The organism is Pseudomonadota bacterium, assembly GCA_036339585.1.
Classification (GTDB): Bacteria; Pseudomonadota; Alphaproteobacteria; order UBA8366; family UBA8366; genus UBA8366.
Window position 1 is genome coordinate 82,579 of the sequence record JAYZAS010000012.1, and the last position, 12,985, is coordinate 95,563.

A 12,985-nucleotide genomic window follows, 5' to 3' on the forward strand; every position below is an offset into this window, starting at 1 on the left:
GTTGATATTCAATCAAAGCGCACACCTCCGCCCGTAGCAGAGAGAGTGCCAGTAGTTCGGTGGGTGCGTGATAATTTTTTCAGCTCTGCTTGGAACACATTGCTTACCATTCTCATCGTGTTAATCCTCTTTAAAGCGTTACCATCTTTTTTTGAATGGGGAGTTCTAAACGCGGTATGGGGAGCACAAGACCACACCTCTTGCCGGTCAGAAGGAGCGGGTGCATGCTGGGCGGTAATTGCCGAAAAGCATAGGCCTATGTTGTTTGGTTTGTTTCCCTATAGCGAACATTGGCGGTTGATAGTTGCACTAATAATTTTTGTAAGCGTGATCTGCATAACTCTCTCGAGACGCTTCTGGAGACTTAAAATTTTAGCCCCTCTGTGGATTGCCAATCTCGGCATTTGTTCTTTGCTGATGTGGGGTGGTCTTTTCGGATTGGAGTACGTGGACACCCAACAATGGGGAGGGCTGCCGCTAACAATGGTATTATTTACAGGAACAGTTGTGTTCGGCATGCCAATTGCTGTGTTATTAGCACTCGGACGTCGATCTCATATGCCAGGAATTAAAGCAATCTGTGTTACCTTTATCGAATGCATGCGGGGCGTACCGCTTATAACTATTCTGTTCGTAGCTGTTAATGTTTTTCCATTATTTCTACCACAAGGCTTAGAATTCGATGTGATGCTCAGAGTGATGGTCGGAATGGCAATATTTTTTGCGTGTTACCAAGCAGAAGTTATTCGAGGCGGTTTGCAAGCCATCACGCGCGGTCAGTATGAGGCAGCTGAGGCTCTCGGCCTCGGGTACTGGCAGATGATGATCCGGATCATTCTGCCCCAAGCTTTGAGGGTATGTTTGCCAGGAATTGTTAATCACATTATCGCGGCATTTAAAAACACTTCATACGTCTTAATCATTGGCCTTTTTGATATCCTAAGTGCAACAACGGCTGTAATGCAGGATCCGTTGTGGCGTCTTTTTACCATAGAGGCCTACCTTTTCGTTGCTCTTATATATTTTATATTTTGTTTTGCGCTTTCCAAGTACAGTCAAAATGTTGAGCGTTGGCTAGATGAAGGGCGTCGCTAGATTATCTCGGAGAAAGTCGTTGGAAAACTCGAAAAGTTCTACCTCAAGTCAAAAGCATGAAGAACTTGTCATAGAATTAACAGGTGTCAACAAGTGGTACGGCGATTTCCAAGCACTTGTTGATATCAGCATGTCGGTACGACGCAGTGAAAGGGTCGTGGTTTGCGGTCCCTCTGGGTCAGGAAAATCAACCATGATACGTTGTATCAATAGATTGGAAGTTCATCAGCGTGGAAAAATAGTTGTCGACGGCATCGAACTTACAAATAATCTTAAGAACATTGAAGCCATACGCAGCGAAGTGGGTATGGTATTCCAATCATTTAATTTATTCCCTCACATGTCTGTAATCGATAACCTAACTTTGGCACCTATGCTGGTCAGAAAAATGCCAAAAAAAGATGCTGAAGAGTTGGCTATGCAATACCTTGAGCGTGTTCAAATACCAGAACAGGCATTCAAATATCCTGGCCAGCTTTCCGGAGGTCAACAACAGAGAGTTGCTATTGCGAGATCTCTTTGTATGCAGCCAAAGATCATGCTTTTTGATGAGCCAACATCAGCGCTTGACCCAGAAATGATTAAAGAAGTTCTTGATGTCATGATCGAGTTGGCTGAGGACGGTATGACAATGATAGTGGTAACCCATGAGATGGGTTTTGCAAAAACTGTTGCTGATACTATGGTCTTCATGGATGCAGGTGAGATCGTTGAAAAAGCTGCCCCCGGCAAGTTTTTCACAGCGCCAGATAATCCTCGAACTCAGCTTTTTTTAAGCCAAATATTAACTCACTGACCTCTACCATTCTTCATACTGTTTGACAGGACTGGCCAGGGGGTATCAATATTTTATGTTTAAACAAATGCTAACGTATTTTCCTTACTGCCTGACTGTTCGTCCACTACCTGCTACAACACATGTATCAAGTCTTTTGGAAAACCAAATATAAGAAAAAAACTGTCTTTAACCCCCCTATACGTGAAGGCACAAACTTCAGGACATAGCACCTGACCCGTTGTTGGCCATTACTCCTCTACTGATCCGCTGTTAAGGCTAACTTTAACGTAGCCGATATTCCACATGAGGAGTAGTTGTGATCATTAGCCAATCGAAAGCACATCTTCGAAACCACGTTGTACTTTACAAAAATAAGCTTGCGCTATCGTGTACTGTCACTCATTCTTCCACCGAGCTTGGAAGACACAAAGGGAGGAGTTTATGTCCATTGAAGATGAAGACCTTGAGGGTGAATTCATTATGGGGTGGCCTGACCGTAAACGGCTAAGGCATGCGGAGAGCCCTGACGCAGAAGGAAGAGTAATCTACGCCCGAACTCCCATACTCGAACAGGAGGGCTTAATCACTCCGACTGAAGCATTCTTTGTAAATGCCCAAGTACAGATGCCAGAACCTATTCATCCAGATGATTGGAAAGTCGAAATTTGTGGCGAGGTAGACAATCCATTTACCCTAACTCTTGAAGAGCTAAAAAAACTTCCAGCGCGCACCGTACGTGCTGTAACAGAGTGCGCAGGTAATGATGGAGATTACTTTGATTGGCTTGCTGGCACCACAAATGTAAAACCACAAATTGCCAGGGCAAATGATGCAGTAGACCCAAATGTGGACAAATTCAAAAATAACAATATGACGTTTGAAGAGATACTGGAACGCCCTCATGCTACCAACTTGTGCAGCGGTGGGGAATGGACTGGTACTCCGTTGAAGGAAATTCTTGATCGAGCTGGGGTACAATCCACTGCAGTTAGCGTACGATTAGTAGGATTTGATGTTGGCACACCTAATGAGATGAAACTCTACCGTGCCGCGGGCTCTTTAGATGCAAAGATAGCCAAACCAGGCGCAATAAATTTTGACAAAGCATTACCCATGGACAAAGCATTTCATGAGGACACAATAATTGCATGGGCGCATAACGGTGATGCGTTATTACATGTTCATGGAGCACCAGCACGAGCTATTGTACCTGGCTGGGCCGGAAATTGGTGGGTAAAATGGCTAGAGAAGATAGAGGTTCATGACCACATGGTGCCTTGTTATCACCAGACAGAGTACTTTGTTCTTGGAAAGTCATATGAAGATCCTAACAAAACCATGTGCATGGAGTTAGGCTGCAAAAGTATCATCACATGGCCCAGAGATAATCATTCACCGATAAAAACAGGCGAACATTTGGTGCGCGGATTAGCGTGGTCAGGCGGGGGCGCAATTGAAAAAGTCGAAGTTAGTCTTGATAATGGTGAGACTTGGACTGACGCTCATGTTGAATATTCGCCGGACAAATGGCTCTGGAAACGTTGGTCCTATCTCTGGAACGTAAACAAACCCGGGAATTACTCGATCATGGCTCGTGCTTACGACGAAGCTGGACGTATGCAGCCAGTAACAGAATGGAATTATTTGGCTAAACATTTTGATGGAGTTATACCATCAGAAATTGCAGTCGTTGAGTAAACAACAATGCATATCGTTGTCCTAGTTAAGCAGATCTTCGATCCGGATGTAGCAACCACTGTTTTTCGAATAGACGAAGAAGCACGGGCTATAGTTCCTTTGCCTGGTGTTTCTCCTGTAATAAGTCCATTTGATGAGCAGGCAGTTGAGGCGGCCATGCGAATAAAAGATACATATGGACAAAATTTGGAGAGTGAAAAAAATGACGTGCGGGTGACTGTTGTTACAATGGCAGAAGAAACTGCCCGTGTCGCCATAAAAGGAGAGCTTGCTAGGGGCGCAGATGAGGGGTTGCTCCTGGCAGATCCATTGTTTGAAAACGCCGATGCTGTTTTAACGGCAAATATCCTTGCTACGGCAATACGAAAGTTAGGTGATGTAGATCTTATTATTGCCGGACGTCAAGCAGCGGATAAAGATCTTGGTGTTGTCGGTCTCGGTATAGCGCAATTGCTTGATATACCCGCCATTACATATGCATGTGACATAGAGATTGATAATAAAACAGTCTTAGTAGAGCGGGTCCTCGAGGACGGCACCGAGAAAGTTCAAACGCAGCTTCCTGCATTGGTTACGATATCCCATGAGCTAGGGAAACCGCGTTACGCTGGATTACGCGAAACTATGCGTGCAGCACGAAAATCGATTAATGTGTGGAACGCTAGTGATCTTGGAATAGATACCGACATTGGATACGGCAGACAGCATATTGAAGAACTGTTCATCCCAGATAACAAAGTAAATTGTGAACTCATTCAGGGTGACACGCCTGACGATGTAGCCTTTCAATTAGCTACTCGGCTCAAAGAAGCTAACTTGATTTGACTCACATATAGAGAGAACATCAAATGACTGATCAGGGTAACATTTTGGTTTTAGTAGAAATGGATCAGGATAGGGTGAGCGATCTGTCTCTGGAAATGCTTGGATGCGCGCGGCAACTCTCTGGTAAAAATGATAAACGTGATGTTATTGCAGTAGTATTTGGTCACGGGTTGGGGACACTTGGAGAAGACTTGATCTCGTTTGGTGCAAACAAAGTAATCTTGTTTGAAGATAACTTGTGCCTTCCTTATCGGGCGGACGCATGGTTGCCAGACATAGCAGCAATAGCCAAGGAGACTAAAGCCGGCCTTATACTTATGGGTCATAATAGTACGGGTGGAGACCTCGCGCCGCGCCTTGCCTTTCAGCTGAAATGTGGCATCGCTACCAGCTGCGAAAAAATTACAATTGAAGGAACAAAAACCTTCCTCACACGAACATGCTATGGCGGAAAAGCTAGAGAAGTATTGTCATTTGAAAACGAAGTAGCAATAGCAACTATCAGACCCAAATCACAAACTCCAATTGCTCGTGACATCGAGCGGCGCGGGGGTATTGAAACCAAACCCCTGTCCATTAAGGAGAACGATGTCCGTGTGAATGTAGTCGAGCGAAAACATGTCGAGAGTGATGGGCCTAAACTCGAAAATGCCTCCATTATTGTTGCAGGAGGTGGCGGCCTCGGTGGACCAAAAGGGTTTGAAATTGCCGCTGAACTCGCCGGTGTGCTAGGTGGTGCTGTCGGAGCAAGTCGGGTTGCTTGCGACCAGGGGTGGTGCCCCCCGGGATATCAAATTGGTCTTTCTGGTAAAACTGTCGCGCCAGAGCTTTACATCGCAATTGGAATATCGGGGGCCAGTCATCATATGGCAGGCTGCGCAAATGCGAAAAACATCGTTGCAATTAACAACGATCCTGATGCACCAATGTTTAATTTTTCAAGATATGGGGCTATCGGGGACTATGAAGAGCTGGTAACTGCGTTAACAAAGCAAATAGCAAAGCTTAAAGAATAATAGTTTCTTGACTGCACTACCTGCAGTAGGCACTCCAAACGACCGCTAATTCGCGCAATCTATCTTCTAGAACTTGCATCTATGTGTTTAAGCGCTGCGCTTTTTGTCTCAATTCTTTTTCCCCGAGTTGCTCTATTTTGATATTTTTTAAACGTTTTTGATTAAGATGATTGAGCCAAAACAAGTTCATTTTGGGTTCAATTCTGTTATCAAAAAGTGCCCGACAGAATCTTATACTTGATTCATATGTTTTGTGATCATTTGCATTCACAGCTGTTGTTATAAACATAAGTAACATAATAAGAACTTTATTATTTTTAGAAATTATCTGACCCTCACGTTTATTAATGCGTTAACTCCATTGGCCTCAATAATGACCCAGTCCTAGGAATGAAAAAAGACACGCACAAGACAGTTGTAGCGGTTGTAGTCAACAATTGGGTTGTAGGAAAAATCCTATGTCTTTATTGACAACAACCGCTCTAAACGTAGGTTACGTTTAGTCACCCCACGAAACTATTGCCAAACGACTTGGAAATCTGCATTTGGCCCTTGTAAGGCCAAATTGAAAAGTGTCCCTACGCTTATATTCCACGAAAAACGGGTTTTCGCTTCTCACTGAATGCTTTCTGCCCTTCCTTGCAGTCTGCACTCTCGTAACAAGCGTCTACCAATGCTGTACAATATTGTTTGTCACGCTTTTCAGGAGGTTTCAGAACCTCTTTAATCATAAGCTTTGCTGCCTTTACCGTTAGCGGTGCATTGCTGGCAATTATGCCTGCAAGGCTAAACACCTCATTTTCCAAATCATCTGCAGCTACTACGGTTCTTACCCAACCCAAATTGTGAGCTTCAGCTGCTGAGTAGAGTTTCCCAGTAGCTAAAATTTCCAACGCAGCTTTCGCACCAATATGTTTCACCAATCGATCCACATCCATTTCGTTGTAGCCAATACCTAGTTTGGCCGGAGTGATACCAAAGCGTGAACGTTCTGATGCCACCAGAATGTCGCACTCCATAGCAATCTCTGCTCCGCCGCCAATGGTAACACCATCAATCATTGCAATCGTTATTTGCGGGAGGTCTCGGAGTGCCTTAAAAGCACTTTGGACAGCGACCTCATAGTTTTCGCGATCTTTAGGCGTTGCGCGAACCTCGGCAAACTCAGAAATATCTGCGCCTGCCGAAAATGCTTTGTCACCGGCGCCAGAGATTATCACCACGCGGATTCTCGGGTCACCTGCAAAAGCTCTAAATTGCTTGTGTAACCCACGCCACATCGCGAGATTAACAGCATTTCTTTTCTCTGGATTATTTAGCACTAAATGAACGCAGTGACCCGATATCTTGGTTTGCAAAAATTCAGTCATTTACCAGTCCTATGATGTACACGACCATTAAAGATTAACCCAGCTTTATGCCAACAGTTCATGGCATAAGATATGCCGCCTTGGAACGACGCAGTAATAGATAATTTACGACGCGGCGACGAGTCACTATAATTTTTGTCAATATTTCTGGTTCCTCTATTGAAACGAAAAAAAAAAATACACAATTGATATATTATCAAAATTTTCTTTGGCAGATCGTTTTTAAAAGAATATTTCGCATCTCCGGATTCTTACTGAAGTCAATCATTTTTATTGCGAATAAAAACTATTCTCTTTAAGTAACATTCAGTCTAAACCTCAAAGGGTTGGGAGATAGCATTCAAGTGTGGGTATGTTAAAAGCAAATCTAGATAGACCTCTCGAAACTAACCCGGTTGTATCGGACGAAATCCGATACACAACATGTTACATGTGTGCATGCCGTTGTGGAATACGGGTCCATATGAAAGATGGTACTGTTCGTTACATCGATGGAAATCCAAACCACCCAGTGAACAAAGGAGTTCTCTGCGGAAAAGGTTCGGCTGGGATAATGACCCTTAATTCACCGGCGCGCTTAACTAACCCTCTTCGCCGCGTCGGTCCGCGTGGAAGCGGAGAATTTGAAGAAGTGAGTTGGGAAGATGCTTTAGAAACTGCAAAAACGTGGCTTCAAAATATCCGCTCAACAGACCCCCGAAAGCTTGCTTTTTTCACTGGCAGAGACCAAAGCCAAGGACTAACCAGTTGGTGGGCGCAGCAATTTGGCACACCAAATTATGCTGCACACGGCGGCTTTTGCTCAGTAAATATGGCTGCAGCCGGACTTTACACAATCGGAAGCGCCTTTTGGGAATTTGGAGAACCTGATTGGGAATTAACTAAGTTTTTCATGATGTTCGGTGTTGCTGAAGACCACGACAGTAATCCAATTAAAATTGGTCTGGGTCATCTCAAAACACAGGGTGGAAAGTTTGTTTCGATTAATCCTGTACGCACAGGTTATTCAGCAATTGCCGACGAATGGATCGGTATTACCCCTGGTACAGACGGGCTCTTTGTCTTCGCCCTAATCCACGAATTGCTGCGTGCTGGCAAAGTGGATGTAGGGTATTTATCTAGGTATACCAATGCTTCGTGGTTAGTGTATGATGAACCCGGCGCAGCTGATCACGGCCTGTTCGTCCGTGACTCTGAGGGTAAACCACAATGTTGGGATCGCCTATCCGGAAAACTTTGTGATCCTCTGTCAAGCGGAGCTAAACCTGCTTTAAAAGGAAATTATGAAACACCCGAGGGCCGTAATACAAAACCTGCTTTCGTGATACTTGCTGAACGATATCTGGATAAACGTTACTCCCCTGACGCTGTGACTGACAGAACCGGTGTTCCCGCTGACACAATAAGGCGGCTTGCCTTGGAAATTGCCGAGGTGGCATTTGAACAAGAAATTGAGATTGATGTGCCATGGGTTGATTGGGTTGGTCGACACCACACCAAAATGATAGGGCGTCCAGTTAGCATGCATGCGATGCGTGGTATCTCAGCACACTCCAATGGCTTTCATACATGCCGAGCTATCCATGTTTTACAGATTTTGCTTGGCAGTATAGATGTGCCCGGCGGCATGCGATATAAAGCACCTTATCCTAAAGGATTAGATTCGTTACCCAAGCCTACAGGGAAACGCGAGGACGTGCGCCCAAACACACCCTTACCGGGCCCCCATCTAGGCTTTGTTCGCTCCCCAGAGGATCTCTTGGTCGATGCTGAAGGTAATCCGCAACGCATTGATAAAGCCTTCAGCTGGGATGCTCCAATGGCAGCTCATGGTCTCATGCACATGGTAACAACCAACGCCTGGCAAGGAGACCCATTTCAAATAGACACCCTATTTTACTATATGGCGAACATGGCGTGGAACTCTGCCATGAATACAACTGATACTATCAACATGTTCACCGACAAAGACAAAAACGGCGAATATAAAATTCCCCACATTATTTATTCAGATGCTTTCTACTCTGAAATGGTTCCATATGCGGATCTTATCCTCCCTGATACCACATTCCTCGAACGATACGACTGCATCTCACTCCTCGATCGACCCATTTGTGATGCTGATGGGGCAGCTGATTCTATTCGTCACCCGGTTGTGCAACCCGATAGAAATGTTCGACCCTTTCAGGATGTTCTTATCGACCTTGGGGCTCGCCTTGGCCTGGAAGGTTTAGTAAACGACGACGGAACTGCGAAATACCCTAATGGGTATAAAGAGTATATGGTTTTGCATGAGAGGAAGCCGGGGATTGGGCCACTCGCAGGTTGGCGGGGGGCCGATGGTTCAAAAATCGGCTGTGGGGAGCCGAATCCTAATCAATTGAAAAAGTATATCGACAATCAATGTTTTTGGCGCCATGAGTTGGATCCAAATCAACGTTACTACAAAAATGTTAATGCTAATTACCTCAACTTTGCAAAAGACATGGGTTTTGTGGCTAGCAATAACCCTATAATTTTGCAGATATATGCAGAGGAACTGCAAACTTTTCGTTTAGCTGCCGATGGACACGGATCAGTCAGGGTGCCGGAAAGAAACCGGGATAGAATTAAAAGCTATTTTGATCCGCTGCCCATCTGGTATCCGCCATTCGAGGATACCATCAATGGCGTTGATGAATATCCAATGCATGCCATCACTCAACGACCAATGGCGATGTATCACTCCTGGGGATCACAAAATGCATGGCTACGGCAAATACATGGTGAAAATCGCCTTTATATTTCGCGTGAGAGAGCAGGGTGTTTAGGTCTGGCTGACGATGAATGGGCTTGGGTGAGCAGCCGAAACGGACGCATAAAAGTGCAAGTCCGTTTGATGGATGGCGTGAATCCCAATACCGTTTGGACTTGGAATGCTATTGGCAAGAGATCAGGCGCATGGAACTTAAAAGAAGGCGGGACGGAGGCAAAATCTGGTTTTCTAATGAATCATTTGATAGACGAACTGTTGCCCGAGCAACCGTGCGGCTATCGATTTACCAATTCGGATCCGGTTACAGGGCAGGCCGCATGGTATGACCTTCGTGTTCGCGTAGAAAGGGCTGATCAAGATGGTCCTAAGGAAACGTTTCCGCAATTTCCTCCTTTAGCTCCAAAAACAAAAATAAGCGAGCGGGTCGACATTTCTCGGTTTGGGACGAGTTTTCGCGCTGAGCAAGGAAACGACTAATGACCTCTTTGCCAAAAGAACAGTCAAAACGTCGATTGGGGCTCGTCATTGATTTAGATATTTGCGTGGGCTGCCATGCGTGTGCAGTAAATTGTAAAGAATGGAATTCGAGCGGCTATCACGCCCCTATGACCGATAAAGATCCGTACGGTCATGACCCATTAGGTGTTTGGTTTAATCGCATCCACACTTTCGAAGAAACAACCGAAGCAGGGCAAAGAACTGTGCACTTTCCAAAGTCATGCCTCCACTGCGAGGACGCGCCGTGTGTAACAGTTTGCCCCACAGGGGCCTCGTACAAGCGCTCAGAAGACGGGATAGTGCTTGTTGATGAGTCTAAATGTATCGGATGCAAGTTATGTTCGTGGGCCTGTCCCTATGGAGCGCGAGAATTTGATGATGATGCCGGCGTGATGAAGAAATGTACGCTTTGTGTTGATCGTATCTATAACGAGAATTTAGACAACGAAACACGTTTACCAGCGTGCGTATCAACTTGCCCTGCAAGCGCTCGACACTTTGGTGATTTTTCGGATCCGGATTCAAATGTTTCTAAGTTAGTAAAAGAACGCGGCGGATACGATTTAATGCCAGAAATGGAATGCTCCCCAACAAACAAATATTTACCACCTAGGCCAAGACGCGATGAAAAAGCCGCCGCTGGATCTCCTCCTCAGCGTCTCGAGGAAGCCAATCCGGAAGGAGGTTTTCTTGGGTGGATTGATGACTTATTGTCAGATTAAATGAATCCTGCTGCCTCTATAATTCTTTTTACAACCGCATCTGGTCTCGGTTACGGACTTTTGTTCGTACTGGGACTGGCAGCATCATGCGGATGGCTTCCATCTAGCACTCTATTTGCCATGCTAACTATCGGGCTTGCTCTTAGCACCGTGTCAATTGGTCTGCTCTCCTCTACCTTTCATCTCGGTCACCCGGAGCGAGCATGGCGCGCAATCACCCAGTGGCGCTCTTCCTGGCTCTCTCGCGAGGGAATTATGGCAATCTTATTGTACGGCCCCGCTTGTTACTTCGGCGCTGGTTGGATTCTTTTTGAACAGCACCTTTTCGCATGGCGAGCTGTTTCTTTCATTCTAGCGATTGGTGCTGCTGCAACTGTTTTTTGTACTGCAATGATATATGCATCCCTAAAATCCATACCACGGTGGAATAATCAATGGGTATCCGTCGTCTATTTGAGTTTATCCTTGATGACCGGCGCCCTTTGGTTCGTTGCCATCTGGGCGTTCTTTTTTCCTGTTCCAACTGCACTAAGCACATTTGCGTTAGTTTCAATCACAGTAGCATACGCGTGCAAGTATTGTTACTGGCGATACATAGACAGTGCTCCAATTCTGTCGACTGCGGAGACTGCAACAGGCCTTGGGGCTAAGGGTAAAACTAGATTGCTTGACCCACCTCACACAGGTCGAAATTACCTCTTGGAGGAAATGGGCTACAAAGTGGCCCGTAAGCACGCGAGTAAGTTACGGACCCTGTGTCTGTTTGCCGCTTTTGGCATTCCGATTAGTTGTTACATTCTTATCTATTTGGCAGCTGGCTACTACGTCACTATTTTGGCATTTACGGCTGCAGTATTGGGTCAGGTTGGTGTTACGATCGAACGTTGGTTGTTTTTTGCCGAAGCAGAACATGTAGTAATGCTTTATTATGGCAAAGATAAAGTTCACGGATAAAACTTAAGGCTTTCGATAAGCTCATAATTTTTTTGATATGGTAAATCTGACATAACCTGTGATTTGGCTGACAACAATAAGCAAAGCTCTATTGTCGTACCGATTTGTTTTTGAAATTTCTTTGGTTAATCCAGATTTGAAAATTTTCATTGCACAAACTGCTGGCAATATTACTAAATGTATGGAAGGCTTAAAAGCTCCAAACTAACCGTCTTGTCATTCAATGTCTGAAAAGACCACGATACGGTTATTGCCCGATCTGTTCCCTTAATATTGAATTTGATTAGGAAAGCCGGGAACCTTGTACATCCATCAGTAGTAAAAACCATCGTGGCCACTACATACAAATGGCAGTTTGCAACTCACATATTTGTTACATAATTTGGCATCAGCTGTAACCTTTCACATACCATCGCTCCCCAGCCAATCAATGCTAAAACCGGCGTGACGAGTACCGTCATAAAAATAAGTCCGAGAGCAATCATTAATGAAAATAGCACGTTCGCCTACCACAATATCTATTGACTTTTATTGGTAAATTAAACTCCATATTTCAGAATTACCTTCCTTAACCGTTGAACATAAGAATATGAAAATACTGAAAATTAGAATTTTCTCTGTAACATTTCCCCCTTTTACTCCATAGCTTAAATGAGCGTGGCATTAGTGAGTAGTTCTATGAAATATCAAAAAAGCTTATGATTGTTTGGAATAGTATCAGTGGCCAGAATCACATCATATTTTATTATGTGCTACCCGTTTGCAGCTCCTCTGGCGCTTACTGCATTTTGGGGCTATCCACTGTACGCAGGGTTTTATGCAAATCTTTTCATAAATATTTTTATACATATCCTGTGCTGCATCTTTGCAGTCGCTCTTGTGACATTCCCCCTTTCGTATTTCAAAAATAGGTGGCGTCAAAATATTATGATGTGGTTTTTAGTTGTGCCTCTACAATTATCGGGTCCGTTGTTATTTTTTCTATTCTTCAATGATCAGATCAATTCATTATCACAGCCAAAAGAGCCTGCAGATTTTTTAATAATTTTAGGGGCATCATCCTATATATATGCTGTGATCATTTTTTTTATCCAACATACTAAGACACGGTCAAATAGCTGACGGAATGCAGTATTCCTGTGATGAACGTATGCGGACCCCATATCAACTAGATCAATAGTAGGATTTACGATGCAGGTATTGTTTAATTGGCAACGATCAGTATCCAGATAATTTATTGCCGACGGTGATAGAAATCCAATAACAGACAAGTT

9 protein-coding genes are annotated in these 12,985 nt (G+C 44.5%); 8 read left to right on the forward strand and 1 reads right to left on the reverse strand.

The features are described 5' to 3' along the window. Positions 1 to 6: 6 nt before the first annotated feature. The 5 genes from VX941_08975 to VX941_08995 all read left to right on the forward strand — a co-directional run bounded on the left by VX941_08975 (position 7) and on the right by VX941_08995 (position 5,412). Positions 7 to 1,095: an amino acid ABC transporter permease gene (locus VX941_08975; GenBank protein MEE2933541.1), complete on the forward strand. Its 1,089-nt coding sequence runs from the start codon at positions 7 to 9 to the stop codon at positions 1,093 to 1,095. Positions 1,096 to 1,114: 19 nt separating this feature from the next. Next, positions 1,115 to 1,891, forward strand: coding sequence for an amino acid ABC transporter ATP-binding protein (locus tag VX941_08980; protein MEE2933542.1), 777 nt, complete (start codon positions 1,115 to 1,117; stop codon positions 1,889 to 1,891). A gap of 423 nt (positions 1,892 to 2,314) precedes the next feature. Continuing rightward, complete coding sequence (locus tag VX941_08985; GenBank protein MEE2933543.1) at positions 2,315 to 3,571, forward strand: molybdopterin-dependent oxidoreductase; 1,257 nt, start codon at positions 2,315 to 2,317, stop codon at positions 3,569 to 3,571. Between the two features lie 6 nt (positions 3,572 to 3,577). After that, complete coding sequence (locus VX941_08990) at positions 3,578 to 4,396, forward strand: electron transfer flavoprotein subunit beta/FixA family protein (protein ID MEE2933544.1); 819 nt, start codon at positions 3,578 to 3,580, stop codon at positions 4,394 to 4,396. 23 nt (positions 4,397 to 4,419) lie between these two features. Further along, on the forward strand, positions 4,420 to 5,412 hold the full coding sequence (locus tag VX941_08995; GenBank protein MEE2933545.1) for an electron transfer flavoprotein subunit alpha/FixB family protein: 993 nt from the start codon (positions 4,420 to 4,422) through the stop codon (positions 5,410 to 5,412). Positions 5,413 to 5,996: 584 nt separating this feature from the next. On the opposite strand, the gene VX941_09000 is transcribed toward VX941_08995, so the two are convergent. Beyond that, positions 5,997 to 6,782 carry an enoyl-CoA hydratase gene (locus VX941_09000; GenBank protein MEE2933546.1) on the reverse strand — a complete coding sequence of 262 codons (786 nt, stop codon included), beginning with the start codon at positions 6,780 to 6,782 and terminating at the stop codon, positions 5,997 to 5,999. A gap of 352 nt (positions 6,783 to 7,134) precedes the next feature. On the opposite strand from VX941_09000, the gene VX941_09005 reads away from it, so the two are divergent. Genes VX941_09005 through VX941_09015 form a run of 3 tightly spaced genes read left to right on the forward strand, consistent with a single transcriptional unit; the run spans position 7,135 to position 11,711 of the window. Continuing rightward, positions 7,135 to 10,014 (forward strand): molybdopterin oxidoreductase family protein, encoded by a 2,880-nt coding sequence (locus tag VX941_09005; protein ID MEE2933547.1) that lies wholly within the window; start codon positions 7,135 to 7,137, stop codon positions 10,012 to 10,014. Then, a complete protein-coding gene (locus VX941_09010) occupies positions 10,014 to 10,757 on the forward strand; it encodes a 4Fe-4S dicluster domain-containing protein (GenBank protein ID MEE2933548.1) in 744 nt (247 codons plus the stop codon). The genes VX941_09005 and VX941_09010 overlap by 1 nt, the downstream gene beginning before the upstream one ends. Further along, the gene (locus VX941_09015; protein MEE2933549.1) at positions 10,758 to 11,711 is read left to right on the forward strand and encodes a DmsC/YnfH family molybdoenzyme membrane anchor subunit; all 954 of its coding nucleotides are present in this window, start codon (positions 10,758 to 10,760) and stop codon (positions 11,709 to 11,711) included. It abuts the gene before it with no gap. The last annotated feature ends 1,274 nt before the right edge of the window (positions 11,712 to 12,985 follow it).

Bases quoted from the DNA above. Each gene is read 5' to 3' on its own strand.
- VX941_08985 (MEE2933543.1), top strand. From the start codon at position 2,315: ATGTCCATTGAAGATGAAGACCTTGAGGGTGAATTCATTATGGGGTGG.
- VX941_08990 (MEE2933544.1), top strand. From the start codon at position 3,578: ATGCATATCGTTGTCCTAGTTAAGCAGATCTTCGATCCGGATGTAGCA.
- VX941_08995 (MEE2933545.1), top strand. From the start codon at position 4,420: ATGACTGATCAGGGTAACATTTTGGTTTTAGTAGAAATGGATCAGGAT.
- VX941_09000 (MEE2933546.1), bottom strand. From the start codon at position 6,782: ATGACTGAATTTTTGCAAACCAAGATATCGGGTCACTGCGTTCATTTA.
- VX941_09005 (MEE2933547.1), top strand. From the start codon at position 7,135: ATGTTAAAAGCAAATCTAGATAGACCTCTCGAAACTAACCCGGTTGTA.
- VX941_09010 (MEE2933548.1), top strand. From the start codon at position 10,014: ATGACCTCTTTGCCAAAAGAACAGTCAAAACGTCGATTGGGGCTCGTC.
- VX941_09015 (MEE2933549.1), top strand. From the start codon at position 10,758: ATGAATCCTGCTGCCTCTATAATTCTTTTTACAACCGCATCTGGTCTC.